Here is a 24,901-nt window from a genome sequence, read left to right on the forward strand (position 1 = left end):
GTTGTCGTCTGCGCTTGCGTCTGCGCTTGCGTGTGTGGGTGTGGGCGTCGCGTGCAAGGCCGCGACCGAGCGCGGTCGCGGTTGATCTGCTGTCCGGCGGCGAGGGCTGGCGTCTGCCCTGTCCCCCTCTATAGAGAGGGGGACGGGGACAGGTCGCCGCGGTGGCCCTGGGGTGCTGTCCCCGGACTGTCCCCAACCTGTCCCGGACAGGTCTGCAACGCCGTGACGTGCGGATACACGGGGCGGCGCGTCGACCTGTCCGGGACAGGTGGCGGTCATCGGTCGGAAACCTGTCCCCGACCTGTCCCGGACAGGTCGACGGTGTCGGCGGTGGCGTCGCCGCGTTCCCTGCGGACCTTGAGGGCTGCGGCGAGTACCTCGTTGCGGATCTTGTAGGCGTTGGCGCGGAGCACTTCGGCGGCGCGGTCGCGGCCCCAGCCCGGGGGGACGTCGAGGTCGTCGAGTTTGGCGATGCACGCGCGAACGTCGGGGGTCATGACGTCGGCGCCGGGCTGGTCGACGTGGTCGTGCCGGACGGGGCCGGTGCGGCGTTCGAGCTCGACGAGGTCGGGGCCGCGGCCGGTGCGGGTCTTGCGGCGTTCGAGTCGGAGACGGCCGTTGCTCTTGACGGTGAGGAGCCACAGGACGTCGACGTTGTCGACCTTGCTGGAGCCGCCGCGGGGGCCGCGTCCGAGTTCCTTGCCGGAGTGGTCGAGCGCGATCACGGTCACGTTCTTGCGGCGTAGGGGGACGATCGCGAGGTTGTACGCCTCGGTGTGCGTGGTGGGGGCGGCCTCGTCTCCGGCGAGGAACTTCGACCAGGTATCGAGGATGATCACGTCCGGGTTGAGGTTGTCGGCGAGCTGGTGGAGCTGTGCGGCGCCGTCGGGGGTGTCGAGGGCGGCGACGGGCGGGAAGCTGAGGTAGGTGAGGCCGGGCGGGTTGGGTCCGTGGTGGCCCATGTCGCGGCGGCGCTTCTTGACCTCGCTGACGGGGTTCTCGTGGTCGAGGTAGAGGACGCGGGCGCCGGCGGCGGCGAGCCGGAACGCGTGGTCCTGGGCGAGGAGGCTCTTTCCGACGCCTGCGGGCCCGTAGATGCTGGCGAACTGGCCGCGCTCGATCAGGGGCTCGATCAGCCATTCCGAGGGGTTCTCGTCGGCGTCCCAGTCGATCGCGCCGTGCGTCTCCCGAAGCGAGTGCTCGGTGACGAGGCCGAGGGCGGTAAGCGGGTTGTGCTGCTGACCGGCGTAGCAGATGACGCGGAGTTGCCCGAACTGCCGCTTGGACCGTGTGGGCTCGCAGGCTTCAACGAACACCTCAAGGCGGTGTTCGGTGTCGCCCGCGCCGAGGCATTGCGGGCACTGGGCCTTCACTGCCTTGTCGCCCCAGCCGTTGGGTTCGGGGTCGAGGCGGGGGAGGTCGTGGGTGAGGTTCTTCGCTCGGATGGCGTTCCACACGCGGTCGAAGTCGCGGCGGCCTCTTTCGATTGCGTCCATGAGTTTCGTCCTTACGCCCAGCTCGGCGCCGATCGCGTAGAGGACGTGTCGTTCCGACTCGCAGAAGAGTCCAGCGCTTCCCCATGGCCCGGGGTAGATGGCGAGTCCGCCGTTCTGGCCCTCCCGGGCGCAGAGGGGGCAGACGCTGCTGCATTCGTTGTGCGGCGGTTGCGAGGCGGTGACGACGTGTCCGCGGGCGGCGAGGGCGGTGGCGAGTTGTGTGAACTCGGCGACGCCTTCCGGGCTGTAGCTGTGGCTGGGGGGAGGGGTTGTGATGTGACGACCGGTCGCGACCTGGTCGTCTAGGATGGACGTCATCCATACCTCTCTTTGGCGGTGGGGTTGGTGTACGGCGGCGGCCTGGTCGGGCGAGGACCAGGCCGTTCGCGCGTTCGGGGGTTGTTCAGGCGGCGTCGGCGGTCGGAACCGCGGCGCGCCGGGGTGGTGCTGCGGCGAGGATCGCGGCCGCTTCGTGCCTGTCGTCGTCGGTGAGCGGCGGCAGGTTGCCGAGCAGCTCGTCGATCCGCCGATCAATGGCGTCGGTGTGTGGGGCGTCAGGCCGCATTGCTCACGCTCCGCAGCTCGAACAGATCGTCGGTCGCGCAGCTCAGGGCATCGGCGAGGCGCGCGAGGACATCAACTGTGGGGGTGACGCGACCGCGCTCGTACTCGCGGACGCTGAAGGTGGAGCGTCCTACGGTGTGAGCGAGTGCGGCGGGGGAAAAGCCGGCAGCGGTGCGCAGTGCGCGGAGACGGCGGCCGGAGAAGTGCCGAGCCATTCGTGAGACCCATTCCGGGAGAAACGGACACCGGACAAAGCAATGGGTCGGGCTGGGCTGGATCAGGCGGGGTCGAGCTGGATCGGATCGGGTTGGAGCCCGCAACGCGGGTTGAGAGTCTGCCTACATCATCGCACGAAGATCACGGCGTCTCACCGTCGGCGGTGAGTCAGGTGCGTCGGCCTCTCCGTGAGACCGGCACCAGGTCGACGCGGTCGGGGTCGAACCGGCCTCGGAGCTTGGTGGGGTTGATGATGATCCGCTTGATACCGGCGACGCGGAGGAGCCCGGCTTTCTGGGAGATGTCGAGGCGGTCCCAGCGGTCGTCGAGGTTGTCGACGTCGACGCCCACGAGGGGTTCCGCGCCGGTGAGGTGCGAGAGTTCGTCTCGGCGGCGCTTGATGCGTGCTCGGACGGTGCGGATCGCGGCGCGTGTCTCGGGGATGTCGTCCGGCTCGGTGTCCTCACTCTCGAGGTCGGCGCGGAGCATGGCGAGGCGCCGTTCGTCGCGTTCGATCGCGTCGACGAGCTCTCTGGATTCGTCCTGGGTGGTGCTTTCTCGCTGGGCGAGTTCGGCGAGGATGCCGGGGTCCCGGAGACGCTTGATGACGAGGCGCCGCATCATGCGGTCGAGCTCGTCGAGGTCGACGACCCGCCCGCCGCAGCCACCTTCCCGGCGGGGAAGGCACTCATATCGACGACGCCCGTTCTTGGCTTTCCCGACGCGCATGGACACACCGCACGAGCAGTAGACGTGACCGGTCAGCCAGAACTTGCGGGCGTTGCCGTGTCCGGGCTTGCCGCGCCCGGTCAGTAGGGCGTGGAGCTGCTCGTGGGTTTCGCGGTCGAGGATGGCGGGCCATTGCGCAGTGACGCCGGCGACGGCTTGACGGTTGTGCATGACGAGTCCGGCGAGGCGACCAGAGGTGATCATCTGCCGGAACGGGGTCACGGCCCACTGATTGCCGAGGCTGGTGAGTAGGCCGCGGTCGTTCCACTCCCCGACGATCGAGCGCATGGACTCGCCGCGGAGGAGACGTTCGGCGGCGTCGCGGATCGCGGCGGCCTCGGTCTCGTTGACGGTCTCTTTGAGGATGCGGCGGCGGGGGCTGTCTGGGTCGTCGTAGTGGCGGTCATAGCCGAACGGGCGGGGCCCGCCGCATGGCCGTTTCCCGTCTGCGATCATCTGCGCCGCCTTCGCCTTGAGCCGTTCGGACTTCCGTCCGCTCTCGAACTTAGCGACGCTGCCCGTGATGCGGGCGCGGAGCTGGCCTTCTTCGGTGTTGAGGTCGAGTTCCCCACCGGCGACGGTCTGAACGGTGGTGCGGTGCGGCACGAAGATGTCGACGAGCCGTTCCAGTTCCATCGGGTGCCGGGTGAGCCGGTCGAGGGCGAAGCACACGATGCCGTTGATGCGTCCGGACTGGACGTCGGTGAGCATGCGTTCGTACTGCGGGCGGGCCTTGCGCCGGTCGTAGGCGCTCTTGCTGTTGTCGGGGTAGACGTCGACGACGGTCCAGCCGAGGCGCTCGGCGAGTTGCCGGCAGGCGGTCACCTGTCGGGCGATGCCGAGTCCTTCGCCCTGGTCGTCGCGGCTGATGCGGGCGTAGATCGCTGCGCGGACTCCGTTGCTCTCCATAGTGTGAATAGCGTAGGTTACCGAGCGAGATGTTCACCACGTCCGCGCGCCCCCAGGCCGTGAGCCGGGCGAGCGCGCGGATGACGTCCAGTTCGTCGCCGACGCCGTCCCCGCCGATGACGCGCAGCGCGCGGAGCGCCGCCGTCGGCGCGTGCCGCAGCACCACGCCGGCGATGAACGTGCCGTGGCCCGCCTGCGCGTCCAGTTCGAGGTCGAGGTCGGCGTCGAGCACCTCCGCCACCTCGTCGCGCTGCTCCCGGAACCACGCCGTGTCCTCGTACCAGGGATGCGGCGACAGGCCCGTGTCGAGGATCGCCACCGTCACGTCCCGGCGCGCGCCCGCCGCGACCGGAGCGGGCAGCGGCGCCGCCGGGCGCGGCCGGTCGGCCGGGCCGCTCCACCACATCGGCTGGCCGTGGACGAGATGGTTCGGCGACACGCTCAGCGTCCGATGGCGGCCACCACCGGACAACTGGGCGGACAGTTCGCACACGTCCACCTTCGCCGACGGCCGCAGCCGCAGCCGGGTCGCGCCCGCCTCGTCCTCCCGCGCGTCGCACCAGCGCCGCACCAGGTCCTGCGCGGCGTCCGCGTCCCGGCCGGAGACGAGGACCTGGTCGCGGCGCACCAGCGCCCGCCGCCCCGGCACCGGCTCCACCATCACCGCGTCGCGGTGCCGCGCCAGCAACCGGACCAGCCGCGCCTCCTGGTCGAGCATCGCGTTCCCTCCCTGCCCACGGAATCGGCACTCATCGTGCCGGAAAGGCGACCGAAAGTGACCGCCGAACGCGCCGAAACGGCGGCGCGGCGGCGGGGCGAGGGCCTACGCTTGGCGGCCGAGAGCGGTGAACGGCGCGCATCCCGTGGTCAAGCGTTCGGCAAACGGTGAAGTCACGGTGGTGCGACCCGGGCCGATGATGCACAATGAGGGACGCGGACGCCGTCTTGGGACGTACGAGGCCGTAGGGGAAGACGAGCCTCGGTACAGATCCAGGAGGTCCGGTGACCGCACGTGGCGTTTTCTACGTCCACTCCGCGCCACCTGCGCTGAGCCCGCACATCGAGTGGGCCGCCGCAGGTGTTCTCGGCGTGCCCGTTTCCCTTGAGTGGGCTGATCAAGCGGCCGCGCCGGGGACGCTGCGCGCCGAGCTTCATTGGGAGGGCAGGCCGGGCACCGCGGCAGGGATCACCTCGGCCCTGCGCAACTGGAAGCTGGTGCGGTTCGAGGCCACCGAGGATCCGACGCCCGGCAGCGACGGCGTCCGCTACAGCTTCACCCCGACCCTCGGGGTGTTCAGCGGCGTCATCGGCGCCAACGGCGACATCATGGTGCCCGAGGACCGGCTGCGCTCGGTCATGGCCAACGCCGCCGTCGGCAAGACGAACCTGGAGCACGAGCTCGAGCGGCTCCTCGGCACCCCGTGGGACAACGAGCTGGAGCCCTTCCGCCGCGCCGGCGACGGCGCTCCGGTGCGCTGGCTCCACGCTGCGGTTTAAGGCAACCCCGGCCCAAGGTGCTCGCCTGGCGGCTCGCACCTTGACCGGGCTAGGGCGAGCGCGACCTCGCTTCGCGAGCTTCTCGGTGGGGGCTCGCCTTCGGCGTCGCCCCCACCGGTCAGATAACGCGCTCGCGTGATGGCCGAGGTCGTTGCCGGGGGCAGGAACGAGCATCACCTGCCGGTCATCACCTGCCGGTCATCGCCGCCGGCGTCAGGCTTGGGAACACAACGGCCCGGCGGGTCCGAGAAATCGGACCCGCCGGGCCGTTGACGTGCGCGGTCAGAGAGCGCGTTCGAAGGCGACCGAGACGTTGTGGCCGCCGAAGCCGAACGAGTTGTTGAGCGCCGCGGCGGGCCCGTCCGCGAGCTTGCGCGGCTCGTCCCGCACGATGTCCAGGTCGACCTCGTCGTCGAGGTCCTCCAGGTTGGCGACCGCCGGGACGAGGCCGTCCCGCAGCGCCAGGATCGTGAAGACCGACTCCAGCGCGCCCGCGCCGCCCAGCAGGTGCCCCGTCATCGACTTGGTCGCGGTGATGGCGACCTTGGCGGCGGCCTCCTCGCCGAGGCCGGCCTTGATGGAGTTCAGCTCGGCGACGTCGCCGGACGGGGTCGAGGTGGCGTGCGCGTTGATGTGCACGATGTCCTCGGGCCGCAGCCCGGCGTCGGCGAGCGCCCGCTGCATCGCCTTGGCCTGGCCGCCGCCGCTCGGGTCCGGCAGCACGATGTCGTAGGCGTCGTTGGAGTAGCCGCACCCGGCGGCGACGCCCTGCACGCGGGCGCCGCGGGCGCGGGCGTGCTCCTCCGACTCCAGGATGATCATGGCGGCGCCCTCGCCGAGCACGAAGCCGTCGCGGTTCTTGTCGTACGGCCGGGACGCGCGCGTCGGCTCGTCGTTGCGGGTCGACATCGCGCGCATGCGGCCGAACGAGGCCATCTGCAGCGGGTGGATGCACGACTCGGTGCCGCCGCAGATGACGACGTCGGCGCGGCCCGCGCGGATCATGTCGATGGCGTAGCCGACGGCCTCGCCGCTGGACGCGCACGCGCTGACCAGGGCGTGCGAGCCGGCGGTCGCGCCGAACTCGATGCCGACGTGCCCGGACGCGCCGTTCGGCATCAGCATCGGCACGGTGAACGGCGACACCCGCGACCAGCCCTGCTCGCGGTACACGTCGTAGCTGTTCAGCGCGGTGTGCAGGCCGCCGATGCCGCTGGAGACGACGACGCCCAGCCGGTCGCCGTCGACGACGAAGCCGCCGGGCACGCCGGCGGGCTCCTCGTTGCGCATGGTCTTGTTGCTGACGGCCGGGGCGAAGCCCGCGTCGGTCCACGCCTCGCGGGCCGCGATCAGCGCGATCGCCTGGCTGCGGTCCAGCCGGCGCAGCGACTGCTTCGGCATGACCTCGGCCGGGTCCACCTTCAGCGTGGCGGCGAACCGGACCGGCAGATCCTCGACGCCCTCCCAGTCCAGGCTGCGGATCCCGGACTCTCCGGCGAGCAGGGCGGACCAGGTCGACGGCAGGTCTCCGCCGAGAGGAGTCGTTGCACCGAGACCGGTCACCACGACTCTGGTCTGGCTCTTGCTCATAGATGCTCCTTGCGGACTGGAGGGGGAGTGGAGGCAGGGCGCGCCCGGCCCGGGACGCCGTCGGGGCCCGTGCGGACCCGTCCGGGCGGCCCGGCGGCGCGCCCTCCCTGCGGCCGGCCCGTGCGGAGCACGGCCCGGCCACCGGCCGGAACTAGCTCTGGAGCTTCTGGACGAAGTTGATGACGTCCTGGACGCTCTTCAGGTTGCGCAGCTCGTCGTCGGGGATCTCGACGCCGAAGCGGTCCTGCGCGGCCACCGCGATCTCCACCATCGACAGCGAGTCGATGTCGAGGTCGTCGATGAAGTTCTTCTCCGGGGTGACCTCGGACTTGTCGATGCCGACGATCTCGTCGATGATCTCGGCGAGGCCGTCCAGGATCTGCTGCTCGGTGGCGACTGCCATGGTTCTGCTATCTCCTTCGATGGGTTGGTCCAGAGCCTGCGGGCAGGCGTGACGGCCTACGGGATCTGGATGACTTGGGCAGCGTAGGACAGTCCGGCACCGAACCCCACCAGGAGGGCGGGGGCGCCGGACGGCACGTCGCCGCGTTCGATCATGCGGGACAGGGCCAGCGGGATGGAGGCCCCCGAGGTGTTGCCGGAGTGCACGATGTCGTCGGCCACCACGGCGTTGGTGGCCTTCATCTTCCGGGCGATGGCCTGGATGATCCGCAGGTTGGCCTGGTGCGGGACGACGGCGGCGAGGTCGCCGGGGGCGATCCCGGCGCGCTCGCACGCCTCCAGCGCGACCGGCGCGATGGCGGTGGTGGCCCAGCGGAACACCGCCTGCCCCTCCTGCCGGATGAACGAGTGCCGGTCGTCAATGATGATCTTGTCGTAGTTCTCGCCGGCGCTGCCCCACACGACCGGGCCGATGCCGGGGGACTCGCTGCCGGTGACGACCGCGGCGCCCGCCCCGTCGGCGAAGATGATGCTGGTGGAGCGGTCGGTCCAGTCGATCCACTGGGACATCTTCTCCGACCCGATCACCAGCACGTTGCGGGCGCTGCCCGCACGGACGGCGGCGCTGGCGGTGCCGAGCGCGTAGCAGAAGCCGGCGCAGGCGGCGTTCAGGTCGAAGGCGCCGGGCGCGTCGATGCCGAGCCGGTGCGCGACCTGCGGCGCGTGGCCGGGCATCGGCGACTCCGCCGAGCAGGTCGCGAGGATCACCAGGTCGATGTCGGACGGGTCGAGGCCGCTGTTGGCGAGGGCCTTGCCGCCCGCGTGCACGCCGAGCTCGACGATGCCCTCGTCCTCGCCGGCGATCCGCCGCTCCTGGATGCCGACGCGGGTGCGGATCCACTCGTCGTTGGTGTCGACGGTCCGCGACAGCTCGTCGTTGGTGACGATCCGGGCCGGGCGGTAGTCGCCGAACGCGAGGATGCGGGCGCCCGCGGCCGCCTCGGGGATGCGCAGGCCGGTCATGCCGCGTCCGCCTTGATCAGCTCGCGGGCCTTGTCCAGGTCCTCGGGGGTCTTGAGGGCAACCAGCTCGATGCCCTTCAGCTCGCGCCGGGCGAGCCCGACCAGGGTCCCGGCCGGGGGCAGCTCGATGATCCCGGTGACGCCGATCTCCCGCATCGTCGCCATGCACGCGTCCCAGCGCACGGGGGCGCTGACCTGCTCGACGAGGCGCCCGACGAAGTCGCGGCCGGACGCGACGACGGCGCCGTCCCGGTTCTGCAGCAGCTTGGTGCGGGGGTCGGCGACGGGGGCGCCGGGGGCCAGGCGGCGGAGGGTGTCGACGGCGGGGGCCATGTGGGCGGTGTGGAAGGCGCCGGCGACCGACAGCGCCCGCAGCCGCGCCTTGGCGGGCGGCTCCTCGGCGAACTTCGCGAGCTGCTCCGTCGTCCCGGCGGCGACGACCTGGCCGGCGCCGTTGACGTTGGCGGGGGTGAGGCCGTGCTTGTCGATGGCGGCGAGCACCTCGTCGGCGTCGCCGCCGAGCACGGCCGTCATGCCGGTCTCGGTGACGGCGGCGGCCTCGGCCATCGCGCGGCCCCGCTCCCGGACGAGCACCAGCGCGGCCTCGGGGGTCAGCACCCCGGCGATCGCCGCGGCGGCGAGCTCGCCGACGCTGTGCCCCGCGACGGCGCCGGGGACGGCGTCCTCGTAGAGCACCTCGTAGGCGGCGAGCGCGGCGGCGACCAGCAGCGGCTGCGCGACGGCGGTGTCGCGGATCTCCTCGGCGTCGGCGGTCGTCCCGTACCTGACCAGGTCCAGCCCGGTGACGGCCGACCACCAGGCGAGACGGTCGGCGACTCCGGGTATCTCTAGCCATGGCTGCAGGAAGCCGGGGGTCTGGGCGCCCTGGCCGGGCGATGCGAGGAGAATCACGGCGTCCAGCCTTTCGCGAACGCCCCTCCGCTCACGATGCCGATCGCGACGAAGTTTGGTCCGGGCCCTTTGTACGACCCCTACAAGCGCCTCAGGCGCGGGGCGGGCGGGCGGCGAACCGGCCCAGGACCAGGGCGATGCGGAGCGTGAACGCGTTGCGCCCGTCGGTCGGCGCGAGGCCCGTGAGCTCGGTGACGCGACGCAGCCGGTAACGTACCGTGTTCGGGTGCACGAACAGCAGCCGGGCGGTCGCCTCCAGTGACGAACCCTGCTCCAGGTAGGTGGTGAGCGTGTCCAGCAGCGGCGCGCCGGCGGCGAGCATCGGGTTGTAGACACCCTCCACCAGGTACCGGCGGGCCTCGGCGTCGCCGTCGAGGGCCCGCTCGGGCAGCAACTCGGTCGCCGGGACGGGCCGCGGCGCGTCCGGCCAGCCGGCGGCGGCGCGCAGCCCGGCGACCGCGGCCTGCGCGGACTTGGTCGAGTCGTAGAGGTCGCCGACCTTCGGGCCGACCACGACGGGCCCCGGCCCGCACTTGGCGGCGATCGGGCGGGCCGCCTCCATCGGGTCGGCGTCGCCGCCGACCACCACGATGACGCGGTGGCCGTGCACGCCGGCCAGCACGTCGGCGCGGGCGCGCCGGGCGGCCAGCTGCATCTGGTCGATGGTGACCTCGGGCTCCTCGTCCTCGGGGGTGTACCCGGCGATCACGGTGACGGGCTTGGACGTCCAGCCGAGCGCCGCCGCCCAGGAGTGCATGCCGTCGTCGACCTCGCCGCGCAGCACCGCGTTGACGACGAGGGCCTCCAGGCGGGCGTCCCAGGCGGCGCGGGTCTCGGCGGCGCGCGCGTACACCTGGGCCGCGCCGAACGCGACGTCCCGCGTGTAGCGCAGGATGGCCTCGCGGAGCTGGGCCTCGCCGCCGGGGGCGGCCAGCTCGTCCAGCCGGGTCTCCACCACCTCGATGATCACCCGGATCATGTCGATGGTGTGGTGCAGCTTGATGGACCGCAGCAGCTCGCGCGGCGCGGTGCCGAACACCTCGCCGGCGATGGCGGGCCGGGTCCGCTCGTTGCTCTTGAACCACTCCACGAACGCGGCGATGCCCGCCTGCGCGACCAGCCCGATCCAGGAGCGCTGGTCCGGCGGCATCCGCCGGAACCAGGGGAGCTGCTCCTCCATGCTGGTCAGCGCCGCGGTGCCGAACGTCCCCATCGCCTTCTCCAGGCGCTGGGTGGTCTGCTCGCGGATCTCGGCCTCGCTTGCGGTGTCCACCTCCTTAGGGTGCCACCGAACCGGCGATGTTCCGTCCCCGAGTGCGGAACGGGCCTCAGCCGCGGACGACGGCGGAGGCGTCGCCGAGGGCGATCTCGGTGAGGTTGCGCAGCGGGATCGAGCCCGGCGCGAGGTAGTCGCTGTGGCCGCCGGAGCCCGCGGCGAACACCCGGGCGCCGAAGCCGCGGGAGACCGGGTCGGGCCCGAGCCCGAGGCCGAGGATGCGGACGTGCGGGACGTCCTCCATCCAGTCCGTCGCGCCGCGTCCGGCCCAGACGCGGGCGGTGCCGGCCAGGTCGGCGGCGGACCACGCGGTCGTGCCGGGGCTGCCGTACAGGGCGATGTCGGTGACCTGCCCCCATGCGGCGGCCGGGCCATGGCCGTGGTGGTGGAGCGCGGCGCGGCCGCACACGACGGAGCCGTAGCTGTGGCAGAGCAGTGCGACGCGGGCGGTGGGGTTCGCGCGGCGCATGCCGGCGAGGAAGTCGAGCAGTTCGCCCGCGCCCTCGTCGGCGCGCTGGTCGGTCAGGACGTCTCCGCTGAAGGTCCTGGGGGCGGCGTAGCCGAGCCACGCCACGACGGCCAGGCCCGGATCGGCGGTGAGCGAGTGCGCCCGGGCGTAGACGGCCCGCGCCCCGCCGCCGGGCGTGGACCACGGCTTGCCGCCCCGCCGGTCGAAGGCGGTCAGCGTCGTGTCGGCGCCCGGGACGAGCACCGCGATCCGCCGCGCGCGGGCGAGATCGCCGACGACCTCGATGGCCTGCCCGCGTCCGCGCGGGTCGAAGTACAGGAAACGGCGGTCCGGTGCCAGGAACGCGCCGAGCGCGCGCGCCCGCTTCCCGTCACCGACGTTGCGCGCCGTCCGCAGCGCCTGCTCGATCGACCGGCGCTCGGTCGCGAACCGGGCGTCCAGGGTCGACGGCGCCATCGACGGGACGGCGGCGGGGGCGGCGTACGGGTCGGCGTGGCCGGTCCCGGCGGTGGTGAGCATGAGGGCCGAGATGGAGACCACGCAGGCCAGCGCCCGTCGCAACCGTCGGGCGCGCCTTGAGGTCGTCTTGGGTGGCGGCGGCATCTTCGGCCTTTCTACCATCCGGGGCCGGTGGGGGATCCCGGCCGGGGTGACCGCGGCGCGCCGCACGCCAGTTTCAGCCGGTCACCTCCGCGTCCCTGCCGAGCGCGATGAGCGCGAGGTTGCGCAGCGCGACGGTCCCGGGCTTCAGGTACGCGCTGTGCGGGCCTGTCCCGGCGTCGAAGCGCCGCGCGCCGAACCCGGGCGAGATCGGGTCCGCGCCGAACCCGATCCCGCCGAAGCTGATCTTCGGCACGTACCGCGTCCAGTCGCCGCCGGCGCGGCCCGCCCAGACTCGCGCGGACGTGCCGAGGTCGGACGCCCGGTGCGCGGTGACGCCGGGGCTGCCGAACAGGGCGATCTCGTCCACCGGCGCGGCGCCCAGGTGGCGGGCGGCCTTCCCGCAGACCACGGACCCGTAGCTGTGGCAGAGCAGCGCGATCCGGGCGCGCGCGTTGACGCGGTGGACGCCGGTGAGGAACCGGCCGAGCGCGCGGGCGCCCGCCGCGGCGCGGCCGCCGGTCAGCACCTCGGGGCTGAGCGTGCGCGGCGGCCGGTAGCCGAGCCAGGCGACCACGGCGATCCGCTCGGCGGGCGCGCCGGCGCGCGCCTGCCGGTACAGGGCGCGGCTGCCGCCGCCGACGAACTTCGGCGAGTCGAAGTTGGCGAGCGCGGTGTCGGCGCCCGGCACCACGACCGCGATCCGGTCGGCGGCCGCGAGGTCGCCGATGACCTCGACGGCCTGGCCGCGGCCGCGCGCGTCGAACGACAGGAACCGGCGGCCCGGCGCGAGGAACGCCGACAGGGCCCGCGCCCGGTCGTGGTCGCGGACGCGCCGCGCCGTCGCCCATGCCCGGGCGATCTCCGCGCCCGCCGCCTGGTAGCGGGCGTCCAGCGTCGCGGCCGACAGGTCCGGGAGACGCGCCGGGCCCGCGTACGCCTCGGCGTGCCCGGCGGCCGCGGTGGTCGAGGCCGTCACCGTCAGCACGGCGGCGGCCACGACCGCCCTGGTGCGCCGGCCGGGGGCCGGGTGCGCGCCGCTCATCCGAGGTCCTTCCTGGTCAGTGGTGAAGCACTGACCAGGACGCTAGGAACCGGACGCCGTCGCGCGGATCAACCGGTGGTGCGGTCCTGCGGGGTGCGACCCCGGTATGACGGGCGATACCCGGGAGGGTGCCCGCGGGGCGTCAGTCGCCGGGCCGGACCAGGCCGACCTCGTAGGCGTAGACGATCGCCTGCGGCCGGTCGCGGAGCCCGAGCTTCATCAGGACGCGCCCGAAGTGCGTCTTCACGGTCTGCTCGGCGACGACCAGCTCCGCGGCGATCTCGCCGTTGGACAGGCCCCGCGCCACCAGCGCGAGCACCTCGGTCTCCCGCTCGGTCAGCTCCTCCAGCCGCTTGCGGGACGGCGCGCGCGGCCCGCCCAGCCGGGAGAACTCGGCGATCAGCCGCCGCGTGATCGACGGGGACAGCAGCGCGTCGCCGGCCGCGACGATCCGGACGGCGTCGGCGAGCTCGGCGGCCGACGCGTCCTTCAGCAGGAACCCGCTGGCCCCGGCGCGCAGCGCTTCGTAGACGTAGTCGTCCAGGTCGAAGGTGGTCAGCATCAGGACCTTCGGCGCCCCGCCGCCGTCCCCGCCCGAGCCGCCGTCCCCGCCCGAGCCGCCGTCCCCGCCGGAGCCGCCGCGGCCGTCGAGGAGCCGCCGGGTCGCCTCCAGGCCGTCCATGACGGGCATCCGCACGTCCATCAGGACGACGTCGGGCCGCAGCTCGGCGACGCGCCGCAGCCCCTCCTCGCCGTTCACCGCCTCCCCGACGACCTCGATGTCGGGCTGGGCGTTCAGCAGCACCCCGAACCCGGTGCGGACCATGCCCTGGTCGTCGACGATCACCACGCGGACGGTCACGTCGCGGCCCGGGCCTTCACCGGAAGGGTGGCGTTCACGGCGAATCCTCCGTCCACGGTGGTTCGGGCGGACACCTCGCCGCCCAGCATGGCCGCCCGTTCGCGCATCCCCATCAGGCCGTGGCCGGTGCCCTCGGGCGAGGGGGTGGGGACGTGGCCGCCGCCCGGGGGGCCGTTGACGACGCCGAGCCGCAGTATGCCGTCCTCCCGGACCGCCGCGACCGCCACCCTCGATCCGGGCGCGTGCCGCATCGCGTTGCTCAGCGCCTCCTGCAGGATCCGGTACGCGGTGAGCCCGACGCCCGGCGGCAGCCCGGCCAGGTCGCCGGAGAGCCGCGTCGAGACGGTCAGCCCGGCGCCGCGCGCGTGCGCGACCAGCTCGTCCAGCCGTTCCAGGCTCGGCTGCGGCGCGGTCTCGGCGCCGTCCTCGGAGCGCAGCACGCCGAGGATGCGGCGCATCTCGGTGAGCGCGTCGAGCGCGGTCGCGCGGATCTCCGACAGGTCGCGGCGGGTCTCGTCGGGGACGGACTCGACCTTGTACGGCGCGGCCTCGGCCTGGATCGCGATCATCGACATGTGGTGCGCCACCACGTCGTGCAGCTCCCGCGCGATCCGCTGCCGCTCGGTCAGCACCGCCTCCGCGGCCTGGTGGCGCTTCTCCTGCTCGACCAGCTCGCGGCGCTGCTCGGCCAGCTGCGTCCGCGAGGTGTTGCGCAGCCGGACGGCGTACCCGACGACCAGGGCGAGCAGCAGGACGACGGTCGCTCCGCCCGCGGTCTGGGCGTCCTTGACCCACACCCCGGCCAGTGACAGCAGGCCCACGCCGATGGTGATGTCCCGCGCGCACCGCACCGCGACCGTGTACAGGCACACGATCGCGGCGAACGTCCCCGCCGGGAGGTACGGGACGGTCAGCCACTGGCCGGCCGGTATGACGGCCATCGCCACGAAGCTGAGCCGCCACGCGCCGAGCGGGTGCCGGTCGCGCAGCGCGAGCGGCAGCGTCACCGCGATCGACGCGAGCAGCCGCACGAGCGCGTCGACGTGCACGCCCGGCCGCGCCGGCTGCGGCGTCGCGAGCAGCGAGTTCGTCCCGGCGGCCAGCGCGATGGCCAGGCCGATGCCGGCGACGTTGACGACGAGCCCGTACGGCAGCCGCCCGATCCCGACGAACCGCGTCCAGCGCAGCAGGGTCGGCCACGGCCGGTCCTGCGGGACGGGGTCGGCCCGGCCGGTGAAGGCCGCGGCCAGGACGCCCCACAGCAGGCTGTTCGGCGCCGAGGGCGCGCCGTCGTCGTTCTGCCCGGCCATGAGCCCCAGGCTAGAGACACCGCGGCCGGACGCGTATGCCACCACGGTGCGACGTACGCGTCATACCTGGGTACCGTGCAGGGCGTGGAGCCCGTCGAAGCGCTGCGGCGCATCGCGTTCCTGCTGGAGCGCGCGCATGAGCCGACCTACCGCGTCCGGGCCTTCCGCAAGGCCGCCGACCTGGTCGAGGCGACGGCACCGGAGGCGCTCCGGGACCGGGCGCACGACGGCACGCTGACCGAGCTGCCCGGCATCGGGAAGGTCACCGCCCTGGTGATCGAGGAGGCGCTGCGCGGCGAGACCCCCGTCTACCTGCGCCGGCTGGAGGCCACCGAGGGCGAGCCGCTCGACGAGGCGACCGCCGCGCTGCGCGCGGCCCTGCGCGGCGACCTGCACACGCACAGCGACTGGTCGGACGGCGGTTCGCCGATCCGGGAGATGGCCGAGACGGCCCGTACGCTGGGCCACGAGTACCTCGCCCTGACCGACCATTCGCCGCGCCTGACCGTGGCGAACGGCCTGTCCGCCGACCGCCTCCGCCGGCAGTTGGACGTCGTCGCCGAGCTGAACGAGGAGCTCGCGCCGTTCCGGATCCTCACGGGCATCGAGGTGGACATCCTCGACGACGGCGCCCTCGACCAGGATCCGGACCTCCTCGACCGGCTGGACGTCGTCGTCGCGAGCGTCCACTCCAAGCTCCGCATGGACCGGGTCGCCATGACGAAGCGGATGGTCGCGGCGATCGCGGACCCGCGCGTGAACGTGCTCGGGCACTGCACCGGGCGGATCGTGAAGGCGGGCGGGAAGCGCGGCGGGCTGCGCCCGGAGTCGGAGTTCGACGCCGCGCTGGTCTTCGACGCCTGCGCCGCCTACGACGTCGCCGTGGAGATCAACTCGCGTCCGGAGCGGCTCGATCCGCCGAAGCGGCTGCTGCGCCTCGCCGTCGAGGCCGGGTGCCGCTTCTCGATCGACTCCGACGCGCACGCGCCGGGCCAGCTCGACTGGCAGCACTTCGGCTGCGAGCGCGCCGCCCGCTGCGCGGTCCCCGCCGACCGGGTCGTCAACACGCTGCCCGCCGACGCGCTCCTCGCCTGGTCCCGCAACGCCTGATCCCGGCGCCTGATCCGGGCGCCTGCTCCCAGGGCCGGCGCGCGGGTCTCGGGCGCGGACGATCCCGGCTTTGCTGGTCAGGCGGGTGCGCGGGAGGCACTATAACTTTGATCATGAAGTTTCCGTACTCCTGCGCACTGGTGCTGGCCGCGTGCGCTCTGGCGGCCGGATGCGGCGGAGGGGCGTCGTCCTCGGGGAAGGAGAAGCCGGCGGCCGAGGAGGCGCCGAGCGGCCACCCGATCTCGGCGCCCGACCCCTCGACCACGGCCTCCCCGGTCATCAGGCCCTCGCCGCGCGACGGCGCCCCGCCTGATCGAGGAGCTGAAGTACGACCTGCGCGAGCGGACCGTCAAGATGGCGGGGACGCCGGGCCGCACCAGCGCCGCGTGCGACCGGAAGTCGGTCGCGGCGGCCAAGGGCTCGAAGGTCACCTGCACGGTCACCTACGAGGGCGTCAAGGTGACCTGGCCCGTGACGATCCAGGGGCCGTCCATGGGCGGGCTGACGCTCGCCTACCAGGCCGAGCCCAGCGTCGGCATCCTGACGGCGAAGGGCGCCACCGCCGACTTCTGGGCGAACAACCACGACGCCGGCACCGATCTCCGCTGCGACGACATGCCGGCGGTCAAGCAGGTGCCGCTCGGCCAGAAGACCGGCTACCGGTGCAGCTACCTGACCAAGTCCTCGATCGACGACAAGCCGCTGCGGGTCCCGCTGGACCTGATCGTGCGCTCCACCGGCCCGTACTTCCGCGCCTGAACACCTGACAGAGCGCCCTACGAGGCGCATTACGAGGCCGTCCTACGAGGCGGACTCCAGAGAGCACGTGTTGACGAGGTCCCCGGTCGCCGGGCGGGGCAGGGGCGCGCTCGCGGGCGGGGACTGGTGCTTCGTCGTCCAGGACTCCAGGGCCGTGAACGCGCTGCGGATGCACGGCAGCAGCGGGCGGAGCTTGTCGGGATAGGTGTCGTAGAGGCCGTCGACGTGGTTGGCGGCCTCTACGCGGTAGTAGCGGTAGAGCGCGGAGCCGCGCGCGCGGACCATCCTGCTGTACACGTCGGAGTCGGTGCTGATCGGCAGGAGCGAGTCGTAGGTGCCCTGCAGGGTGATGAGCGGCTTGTGGATGCGGCCCGTCAGGGCGACGCGGGCCACCGCCTTGTGGACGGAGCGGGGGCGCGCGGCGTAGTTGTAGTCCGCTTCGTCGCCCGTGTACGAGGGGTCGAACTCCTTGCGGTAGATGGTCTGGGTGAGGCCCCAGTACACCTGGTCGTGGAACGGCCATAGGAACTCCGAGCCCGGCGCCAGGCCGGCGTCGAGGAGCGCCTTGTGCGCGGACGGGTCGCCGGTGGCCGCGTACGACGGGTACGCGCGCAGGATCGACGGCAGGTACGTGAACAGGTTCGGGCCGTCCGCGCGCCACAACGTGCCCTCGGCGTCGATGCCGCCGTCGTACAGCTCGGGGTGGTTCTCCAGCTGCCAGCGGACGAGGTAGCCGCCGTTGGAGATGCCCGCAGCGTAGGTGCGGCGGGGCGAGTGCCCGTAGCGGCCGGCCACGACCTTCTTGGCGGCGCGGGTGAGCTGGGTCAGCCGGTCGTTCCATTCGACCATCGCGTCGCCGGGGCGCTTCCCGTCCTTGTAGAACTCGGTGCCGCTGTTGCCCTTGTCGGTGGCGGCGTAGGCGTAGCCCTTGGAGAGCGCCCAGTCGGAGATGGTGAAGTCGTTGGCGTACTGGCGGCGGTTGCCGGGCGGGCCTGCGACGACGAGGCCGCCCGTCCAGTGCTCGGGGAGCCGGATGACGAACTGGGCGTCGTGGTTCCAGCCGTTGTTGGTGTTGAACGTCGAGGTGTCCGGGAAGTAGCCGTCGATCTGGACGCCCGGAACGTGCGCGGGGTTCGTCGTCGCGGTGGACTGCAGGCCCGCCCAGTCGGTGGGGACGGTGTGCCCGGACGCGACCGTCCCCGCGGTGGTGAGGTCGTCGAGGCAGGCGGCGACCTGCTTCTGCGCGCCCGGAACCGTCACGCGGGGCGCGCACTCGCGGGCCCGCGCCTGCGCGGGGAGGGCGGCGGTGAGCGCGGCGGCGGTCAGGGCGGCGCCGGTGAAGGCGGTGGCGGTCAGGAGGCTGCGGACTTTCGGCATCCCGGCTCCTTCGACGGGTCCCCGGTGCGGGGACGGGTGCCGTCATGGTGGTGAGCGCCCGTGAGCGCGGCCACGTGCGCGGCCCACATATCCGGGCGCGGCGGCATGTGCCGGCGGCCGTGACCTGCACGTGATGTGGGTCACACCCGTATCGGCCGGCCGGAATGTGGGTGCGCCTCACATGGTCCGGTCTCCGGACGCGATTTAGCGTTCCCGGTCACGGCGGCCCGGAGTGGTCCGGGTCACCCCTAGGAACGCGAGGAGGGCGCATGGCCGGTCCCGTCCCAGGGGCCCCGGTTCTGGCGGCGCGGGGCCTGGTGAGGGAGTTCCGCGGCTTCCGGGCCGTGGACGGCGTCGACCTGGACGTCGCGGAGGGCTCGGTGCACGCGCTGGTGGGGCCGAACGGCGCGGGCAAGACCACGCTGTTCAACCTGCTCACCGGCTTCCTGAAGCCGACGGCGGGCAGCGTGCGGCTCGGCTCGGACGAGCTCGCCGGGCGCAGCCCCGAGCACGTCGCGCGGCTCGGGCTGGCCCGGTCGTTCCAGATCACCAGCCTGTTCGCGGAGCTCACCCCGCTCCAGCACGTCGAGCTGGCGCTGGCGGGCCGGACCGGGCTCGGCTGGCGGTTCTGGCGGTCCGACAAGGCGCTCGGGCGCTTCTCCGACCGCGCCGCCGAGCTGCTCGAACAGGTCGGCCTGGACGGTCACGGCGCGACGCCCGCGGGCACCCTCGCCTACGGGCGCAAGCGCGCGCTGGAGCTGGCGCTCGCTCTCGCGCTGGACCCGAAGGTGCTGCTGCTGGACGAGCCGACCGCCGGCATGGGCGTGGAGGACGTCGACCGCACCGTCCAGCTCATCCGGCGGGTGCGCGAGACCGGCGACCGGTCGCTGACCGTCGTGATGGTGGAGCACAACATGAGCGTCGTCTCCAGCCTCGCCGACCGGGTGACCGTGCTGCAGCAGGGACGGGTGCTCGTCGAGGGCCCCTACGCCGAGATCCGCCACGACCCGCGCGTGGTCACCGCCTACCTCGGAGACTCCAATGCTGCGCATTGACGGGCTGTCGGCCTGGTACAGCGAGGCGCAGGCGCTGCGCGACGTGTCGCTGCGCGTCGACGAGGGCGAGATCGTCACGCTGGTCGGCCGCAACGGCGCGGGCAAGACCACCCTCCTGCGCTGCCTCATGGGCCTCCACAAGGACGCCAAGGGGACGATCGAGTTCCTCGGCGAGGACATCACCGCGCTCGGGCCGCACAAGCGGGCCCGGCGCGGGCTCGGCTACGTGCCCGACGACCGCGGCGTCTTCGCGACGCTCTCCGTCGAGGAGAACCTCGCCCTCCCGCCCGTCGCGCGACCGGACGACGCCCACGAGCCGTGGTCGCTGGAGCGGGTGTACGAGACGTTCCCGCGGCTGCGGGAGCGGCGCCGGTTCCCCGGGACGAAGCTGTCGGGCGGCGAGCAGCAGATGCTCGCGCTGGCCCGGGTGCTGCGGACCGGTGCCCGGCTGCTGCTGTGCGACGAGCCCACCGAGGGCCTGTCGCCGCTGATCGTCCAGCAGATCGGCGCCATCCTGCGCGAGGTCAAGGCCGCCGGCGTCACCGTCCTGCTCATCGAGCAGAACGTGCACTTCGCCGCGACCGTGGCCGACCGCCACCACCTGCTCGCGGAGGGCCGCGTCGTGGAGTCGCTGGACAACGACGAGGTCCTCGCCCGCGAGGGCGAGCTCCTCGAATACCTCGGAATCTAAGAACCACCTCGGAACAGCAGGGAGAACCCCGATGACACTTGTGCGACGTTCGGCGGCGCTCGCCACCGCCGGAGCGCTGCTGGCCGGCTGCGCGGGCGGACCCGGCGGGGGCGGGGGCAAGATCAGCGACGGCAAGGTGGTCCTCGCCGTCCTCACCGACGAGTCCGGCGTCTACGCCGATCTGTCGGGCAAGAACGCCGTCGAGGCGGTGAGGATGGCGGTCGCCGACTACAAGGCGAAGTACGGCGGCAAGGCCGTCGCGAAGAAGATCGAGGTGGTGGACGCCGACCACCAGAACAAGCCGGACATCGCGAACTCCAAGGCGCAGGAGCTGTACGACCGGCAGAAGGCCGACCTGATCGTGGACGTGCCGACCTCGTCGGCGGCCCTCGCCGTCGCGAACGTCGCCAAGAACAAGAAGAAGCTGTTCATCGACGTCGGAGCCGCGTCCACCGCGCTGGAGGGGAAGCAGTGCAACAAGTACACCTTCCACTACGGCTACAACAGCTACATGCTGGCCCACGGGACCGGTAGCGAGGTCACCAAGGACGGCTCGAAGAACTGGTACATCGTCTACCCGGACTACGCGTTCGGGCAGGACATGCAGAAGACGTTCTCCGCGGCGGTGAAGGAGACCGGCGGCACCGTCGTCAAGTCCGACCCGACGCCGTTCCCGAACGACAACTTCTCGACGTTCCTGCTGAAGGCGCCCGGGATGAACCCGAAGCCGCAGGTGCTCGGCGCCATGCAGGCGGGCGGCGACCTCGTCAACCTCGTGAAGCAGTACAACGAGTACAAGCTGCGGGACAAGGGCGTCGGGCTCGCGACGGGCCTGATGTTCATCACCGACATCCACTCGCTCGGCCCGGACGCCCTCGCCGGGACGCGCTTCACCGACTTCTGGTACTGGAACGCCAACCAGGGCAACCGGGCCTGGGCGGACAAGTTCCAGGCCAAGACGGGCAAGCGCCCGACGGCCGTGCACGCCGCCGACTACTCCGCGGCCCTGCAGTACCTGGAGGCCGTGCAGCGCGGCGGCACCGACAAGTCCGACGGGGTGGTGAAGCAGCTGGAGGGCCACCAGGTCAACGACGTGTTCACCGCCACCGGGACCATCCGGGCGCAGGACCACCTCCTCGTCCACGACGCCTACATCGCGCAGGTGAAGCCCGGCTCCGAGGTCAAGGAGCCGTGGGACTACGAGAAGATCATCAAGACGATCCCGGCGGCGCAGGCGTTCCAGCAGCCCGACGCCGCCTGCAAGCCGTAGGGCGGCCCGGCGTGCTGCAACAGGCGTTCAACGGGCTGGTGGGCGGGGCGTTCTACGCCCTGCTCGCCCTCGGCCTGGCCGTCATCTTCGGGATGCTCGGCGTGGTCAACTTCGCGCACGGCGCGTTCTACATGCTGGGCGCGTTCGGCTCCTACGTCCTGCTGGACTCGTGGGGCGTGAACTTCTGGGTCGCGCTGCCGCTCGTCCCGGTCGTGCTGGGCGTGGCCGGGACGGTGCTGGAGCGGCTGTTCATCCGCCGCCTGGCGCCCCTCGACCCGCTCTACAACTTCCTGTTCACCTTCGGTCTCGCGCTGATCCTGCAGGACCTCGTCAAGCGGGAGTACGGCGTGCAGTCCCAGCCGTATCCGCGGCCGTCCGCGCTGGGCGGCTCCGTGGACCTCGGCCTGTTCACCTACCCGGCCTACCAGGTGTTCGTGCTGGCGGTGTCGGTCGTGGTGTGCGGGGCGGTGTGGGTCGTGCTGACCCGGACCCGCGTCGGCATGATCGTCCGTGCGGCGACCGAGCGGCCCGAGCTGACCCGCGCGCTCGGCATCGACGTGGGCCGCTGGGTGACGCCGGTGTTCGGGTTCGGCGTCGCGCTCGCCGCGTTCGCCGGCGTGCTCGCCGCGCCGATGCGGGCGGTCAACCCGCTGATGGGCTCCGACCTGATCATCACGGTGTTCGCCGTGGTGGTGATCGGCGGCCTCGGCTCGGTGTTCGGGTCGGTCGCCGCGGGGTTCGCGGTCGGGATCGTCTCGGCGCTCGGGAACTACTACGTGCCGTCGCTGTCGCAGACGCTGGTGTTCATCCTGATGGCGGCCGTGCTGCTGTGGCGCCCGGCGGGCCTGTTCGGAAGGGAGGAGGCACTGTGATCCTTTCCAGGCTGGCCGGGCGGCCGGTGCTGCTGGTCATCGGGCTCGTCGCGGCGCTGGTGCTGCCGTGGTTCGTCTATCCGCCGGTCGCGATGGACATCGCCTGCTGGGCGCTGTTCGCCGCCGCCGTGGACCTGCTGCTCGGCTTCACCGGGCTGCTGTCGTTCGGGCACGCCGCGTTCTGGGGGTCCGCCGCCTACGTGACGGGCCTGATCGCGGTCCACTCCGGGCTGCCGTTCCCGGTCGCGATCCTCGGCGGCGCGGCGTTCTCCGCGGCGCTCGCCGTCCCGATCGGGTTCCTGTCGGTCCGGCTGCGCGGCATCTACTTCGCGATGGTCACCCTGGCCTTCGCGCAGATGGTGTACTTCGTCGCCAACCAGTGGCGGGACGTGACGGGCGGGGAGAACGGCCTTCAGGGCATCCCGAGGGACTTCTTCGGCGTCGACCTGTCCGAGCCGTTCTACTTCTACTACGCGGGGCTGCCGTTCATCCTCGCCGGCCTGTTCGTCGCGTGGCGGATCGTCCGGTCGCCGTTCGGCCGCGTGCTGGTGTCCATCCGCGACAACCCGGCGCGTGCGCGCGCGCTGGGCTACAGCATCGACCGCTACAAGCTGCTGGTGTTCGTCCTGTCGGCGGCGCTGTCGGGGCTGGGCGGCGGCCTGTTCGCCATCGGCCACGGCTTCGCGTCCCTGGACGGCGTCTACTGGACGACGTCCGGGCAGGCCGTGATGATGGTCGTCCTCGGCGGCATCGGCACCCTGTGGGGAGGCGCGATCGGCGCCGCGCTGATCGTGGAGCTGAACGACTACCTCGCCACGGCCGGCTTCCAGGAGACCGGGATCATCACCGGCGCGATCTTCATCGTGGTGGTGCTGGTGTTCCGGCGCGGCGTCTGGGGCACCGCCCGGGACCTCCTCGCCAAGCGCACCGCGCGCCGCCGCCCCGACCCGGCCCCCGCCAAGGTCACCACCCCCGTCTGAGCCCCGACTCAACGACGACGCGCGGCGTGTACCCCGAGGAGGGCGCGCCGCGCGGCCGTGCGGGGGCGGTTCTCCTTGGATCGTTGAGCGTCAGGCGAGACGGCCGCCGCCGTCGACGTGCAGCACGGTCCCGGTGACGTAGGAGTTGTCGATGGCGTAGAGGACCGCCTTGATCAGGTCGTCCGGGCCGCCCACCCGGCGGGCCGGGTTGCGCTCGGCGACGCCCCGCAGGAACGCGTCCTTGCCCGCGCCGAGACCGTCCCAGGAGCCGGTGTCGACGATGCCGGGCGAGACCGCGTTGACCCGAACCGGGGCGATCTCCACCGCGAGCGCCTGGACCAGGAAGGCCAGCGCGCCGTTGGTCGTCGCCATCACCGTCCGCGCCGGGGCGGGACGCCAGGCGGCCACGCCGGAGAAGAAGGTGAACGAGCCGCCCTCGGCGACCTGTCCGGCCAGGTGCTTGGCGAGCAGCAGCGGCCCGATCACCTTCGCCGCGAACGCCCGCCGCACGTCGGCGAGGTCGAGTTCCGCGAGCGGCCCGTTGGCGGGCACCGCGGCGGTGGAGACCAGGTGGTCGAAGCGGCCCGCCGCGGTCGCGAGCGCGGCGATCGACCGCTCGTCGGCGAGGTCGACCGGGATCACCTCGGCCGGGCCGGGCAGCTCGCCGGCGGCCCTCTCCAGCTTGCGGACGTCGGGTCCGGCCAGGACCAGTTCGGCGCCGGCGGCGGAGACGGTACCCGCGAGCAGGCGGCCGGTATGCGAGCCGGCGCCCACGACGACGAGCCGCCGGCCGTCGAGAGCCGGGCCGTGAAGGATGGACATGAGGGAGCTCCTCTGCAGGTCGGGATCGGCCGGGAGGCGCCGTCCCGCGCCTCCCGGCCTGCTCCATAACTCTCGCCTGACCTGCATTGATTAGTCCAAGGCTTGTTTTCTACCACAGCGATAGAATCTGTTCATGGCAACGCTGCGGCAGCTCGAATACCTGGTCACCGTGGTCGACACCGGCTCGTTCACCCGGGCGGCGGAGCAGCTGCACGTCACCCAGCCCGCGCTGTCCCACCAGGTCAGGAGCCTGGAGACCGCCCTGGGCGGCCCGCTGCTCGAACGTCTCCCGCGCGCTGTGCGCCTCACGCCCCTGGGCCGCGCGGTCCTGCCGCACGCCCGCGCCGCGCTCGCCGAGGCCGTCCGGCTGGACGCCGTGGCCCGCCGCTCAGCGGGGCTGGACGAGGGCGAGCTGGAGGTCGCCGTGGTCTACTCCGTCAGCCTCGGCATCCTTCCGCCGGTCCTGCGCGCCTGGCGCCGGGGGCACCCGCGGGTCCGGATCCGGCTCCGCGAGTACCCGCACACCGACGACCTGCAGGCCGCGATGGCCGCCGGCCGGGCGGACCTCGCCGTCGGCCCCGCGCCGGCCGGCTGGGAGGGTCCCGTCCGCGAACTGGGCGTCGAGGAGTTCGCCCTCGTGCTCCCTGCCGACGACCCCCTCGCCGCGAGCCCGGCCGGCACCCTCGCACTCGCCGACCTCGCCGACCGCGCGTGGGTGCACTACTCCCCGGGGAACGGCCTGGCCGACCTGGTCGACCGCGCTTGGGCGGAGGCGGGCTTCCGGCCGCGGATCGCGGTCCGCGCCGAGCAGACCTCCGCCGCGCTCCTGCTGGCCGCCGGCCTCGGCCCCGCCCTGGTGCCCGCCAACATCATCCCGCCCGACTTCGACGGCGTCGCCCTCCGCCCGGACCCTTCGATCCGCCGTACGCTGACCGCCTATACCCGCACCCGGCCCGACCGTCTGACCACGGCCTTCACCGACCTCCTGGCCCGCCAGGCCCAGGTGGTCCCGCCGCATTTCCCGGCGGGCCGTCCTCCCGCGGGCCGGACGGCGGCGCCGTGACCG

Annotated in this window: 23 protein-coding genes and 1 pseudogene; 9 read left to right on the forward strand and 15 right to left on the reverse strand. The window is 72.7% G+C overall.

Translation table 11 applies throughout. The features are described 5' to 3' along the window. Positions 1-275: 275 nt before the first annotated feature. The 4 genes and pseudogenes from amrb99_RS31130 to amrb99_RS53370 form a co-directional block, all read right to left on the reverse strand. Positions 276-1,496, reverse strand: coding sequence for an AAA family ATPase (locus amrb99_RS31130; RefSeq protein ID WP_190862785.1), 1,221 nt, complete (start codon positions 1,494-1,496; stop codon positions 276-278). 403 nt (positions 1,497-1,899) lie between these two features. Further along, entirely contained in the window at positions 1,900-2,061 is a 162-nt protein-coding gene (locus tag amrb99_RS31135; protein WP_190862787.1) for a hypothetical protein, read from the reverse strand. 383 nt (positions 2,062-2,444) lie between these two features. Beyond that, positions 2,445-3,914 carry a recombinase family protein gene (locus amrb99_RS31145; RefSeq protein WP_190862791.1) on the reverse strand — a complete coding sequence of 490 codons (1,470 nt, stop codon included), beginning with the start codon at positions 3,912-3,914 and terminating at the stop codon, positions 2,445-2,447. Positions 3,915-3,921: 7 nt separating this feature from the next. Further along, a pseudogene (locus tag amrb99_RS53370) lies at positions 3,922-4,632 on the reverse strand (S8/S53 family peptidase); the annotation flags it as partial. Between the two features lie 284 nt (positions 4,633-4,916). On the opposite strand from amrb99_RS53370, the gene amrb99_RS31150 reads away from it, so the two are divergent. Next, the gene (locus tag amrb99_RS31150; protein WP_190862793.1) at positions 4,917-5,411 is read left to right on the forward strand and encodes a DUF3145 family protein; all 495 of its coding nucleotides are present in this window, start codon (positions 4,917-4,919) and stop codon (positions 5,409-5,411) included. Positions 5,412-5,693: 282 nt separating this feature from the next. On the opposite strand, the gene amrb99_RS31155 is transcribed toward amrb99_RS31150, so the two are convergent. From amrb99_RS31155 to amrb99_RS31195, 9 genes are all read right to left on the reverse strand, one after another. Beyond that, positions 5,694-7,001 carry a beta-ketoacyl-[acyl-carrier-protein] synthase family protein gene (locus amrb99_RS31155; RefSeq protein WP_190862796.1) on the reverse strand — a complete coding sequence of 436 codons (1,308 nt, stop codon included), beginning with the start codon at positions 6,999-7,001 and terminating at the stop codon, positions 5,694-5,696. 151 nt (positions 7,002-7,152) lie between these two features. After that, complete coding sequence (locus tag amrb99_RS31160; protein ID WP_151544105.1) at positions 7,153-7,404, reverse strand: acyl carrier protein; 252 nt, start codon at positions 7,402-7,404, stop codon at positions 7,153-7,155. 56 nt (positions 7,405-7,460) lie between these two features. Next, entirely contained in the window at positions 7,461-8,426 is a 966-nt protein-coding gene (locus amrb99_RS31165; protein WP_190862799.1) for a beta-ketoacyl-ACP synthase III, read from the reverse strand. After that, positions 8,423-9,337, reverse strand: coding sequence for an acyltransferase domain-containing protein (locus amrb99_RS31170; RefSeq protein WP_190862801.1), 915 nt, complete (start codon positions 9,335-9,337; stop codon positions 8,423-8,425). Before amrb99_RS31170 ends, amrb99_RS31165 begins: the two co-directional genes overlap by 4 nt. Before the next feature lie 91 nt (positions 9,338-9,428). Continuing rightward, a complete protein-coding gene (locus tag amrb99_RS31175) occupies positions 9,429-10,610 on the reverse strand; it encodes a helix-turn-helix domain-containing protein (RefSeq protein WP_151544107.1) in 1,182 nt (393 codons plus the stop codon). A 55-nt stretch (positions 10,611-10,665) separates the two neighbouring features. Then, complete coding sequence (locus amrb99_RS31180) at positions 10,666-11,622, reverse strand: alpha/beta hydrolase (protein WP_347256935.1); 957 nt, start codon at positions 11,620-11,622, stop codon at positions 10,666-10,668. Positions 11,623-11,758: 136 nt separating this feature from the next. Next, positions 11,759-12,727 (reverse strand): alpha/beta hydrolase, encoded by a 969-nt coding sequence (locus tag amrb99_RS31185; RefSeq protein WP_190862806.1) that lies wholly within the window; start codon positions 12,725-12,727, stop codon positions 11,759-11,761. A 142-nt stretch (positions 12,728-12,869) separates the two neighbouring features. Next, the gene (locus amrb99_RS31190; protein ID WP_190862809.1) at positions 12,870-13,589 is read right to left on the reverse strand and encodes a response regulator; all 720 of its coding nucleotides are present in this window, start codon (positions 13,587-13,589) and stop codon (positions 12,870-12,872) included. After that, positions 13,586-14,899 carry a sensor histidine kinase gene (locus tag amrb99_RS31195; RefSeq protein WP_190862811.1) on the reverse strand — a complete coding sequence of 438 codons (1,314 nt, stop codon included), beginning with the start codon at positions 14,897-14,899 and terminating at the stop codon, positions 13,586-13,588. The genes amrb99_RS31190 and amrb99_RS31195 overlap by 4 nt, the downstream gene beginning before the upstream one ends. Before the next feature lie 84 nt (positions 14,900-14,983). Here amrb99_RS31195 and amrb99_RS31200 point away from each other — a divergent pair, with 84 nt between their 5' ends. Beyond that, the gene (locus amrb99_RS31200) at positions 14,984-16,009 is read left to right on the forward strand and encodes a PHP domain-containing protein (protein WP_190862814.1); all 1,026 of its coding nucleotides are present in this window, start codon (positions 14,984-14,986) and stop codon (positions 16,007-16,009) included. A gap of 354 nt (positions 16,010-16,363) precedes the next feature. After that, positions 16,364-16,768, forward strand: coding sequence for a hypothetical protein (locus tag amrb99_RS31205; RefSeq protein ID WP_190862816.1), 405 nt, complete (start codon positions 16,364-16,366; stop codon positions 16,766-16,768). Positions 16,769-16,810: 42 nt separating this feature from the next. On the opposite strand, the gene amrb99_RS31210 is transcribed toward amrb99_RS31205, so the two are convergent. Next, a complete protein-coding gene (locus tag amrb99_RS31210) occupies positions 16,811-18,145 on the reverse strand; it encodes a tannase/feruloyl esterase family alpha/beta hydrolase (protein WP_190862818.1) in 1,335 nt (444 codons plus the stop codon). Positions 18,146-18,414: 269 nt separating this feature from the next. On the opposite strand from amrb99_RS31210, the gene amrb99_RS31215 reads away from it, so the two are divergent. Genes amrb99_RS31215 through amrb99_RS31235 form a run of 5 tightly spaced genes read left to right on the forward strand, consistent with a single transcriptional unit; the run spans position 18,415 to position 23,013 of the window. Beyond that, positions 18,415-19,200, forward strand: a complete 786-nt coding sequence (locus amrb99_RS31215; RefSeq protein WP_190862821.1) for an ABC transporter ATP-binding protein — start codon at positions 18,415-18,417, stop codon at positions 19,198-19,200. Further along, a complete protein-coding gene (locus amrb99_RS31220; protein ID WP_190862824.1) occupies positions 19,187-19,891 on the forward strand; it encodes an ABC transporter ATP-binding protein in 705 nt (234 codons plus the stop codon). Before amrb99_RS31215 ends, amrb99_RS31220 begins: the two co-directional genes overlap by 14 nt. Positions 19,892-19,922: 31 nt before the next feature. Then, positions 19,923-21,161 (forward strand): ABC transporter substrate-binding protein, encoded by a 1,239-nt coding sequence (locus tag amrb99_RS31225; protein ID WP_190862826.1) that lies wholly within the window; start codon positions 19,923-19,925, stop codon positions 21,159-21,161. An 11-nt stretch (positions 21,162-21,172) separates the two neighbouring features. Further along, entirely contained in the window at positions 21,173-22,033 is an 861-nt protein-coding gene (locus amrb99_RS31230; RefSeq protein WP_190862828.1) for a branched-chain amino acid ABC transporter permease, read from the forward strand. Continuing rightward, positions 22,030-23,013 carry a branched-chain amino acid ABC transporter permease gene (locus amrb99_RS31235; RefSeq protein ID WP_206700170.1) on the forward strand — a complete coding sequence of 328 codons (984 nt, stop codon included), beginning with the start codon at positions 22,030-22,032 and terminating at the stop codon, positions 23,011-23,013. The genes amrb99_RS31230 and amrb99_RS31235 overlap by 4 nt, the downstream gene beginning before the upstream one ends. 90 nt (positions 23,014-23,103) lie before the next feature. On the opposite strand, the gene amrb99_RS31240 is transcribed toward amrb99_RS31235, so the two are convergent. Then, positions 23,104-23,835, reverse strand: coding sequence for an SDR family oxidoreductase (locus amrb99_RS31240; protein ID WP_190862830.1), 732 nt, complete (start codon positions 23,833-23,835; stop codon positions 23,104-23,106). Between the two features lie 133 nt (positions 23,836-23,968). Here amrb99_RS31240 and amrb99_RS31245 point away from each other — a divergent pair, with 133 nt between their 5' ends. Further along, entirely contained in the window at positions 23,969-24,898 is a 930-nt protein-coding gene (locus amrb99_RS31245) for a LysR family transcriptional regulator (RefSeq protein WP_190862832.1), read from the forward strand. Positions 24,899-24,901: the final 3 nt, after the last annotated feature.

Origin of the sequence: Actinomadura sp. RB99 (assembly GCF_014706005.1) — a bacterium.
Lineage (GTDB): Bacteria > Actinomycetota > Actinomycetes > Streptosporangiales > Streptosporangiaceae > Spirillospora.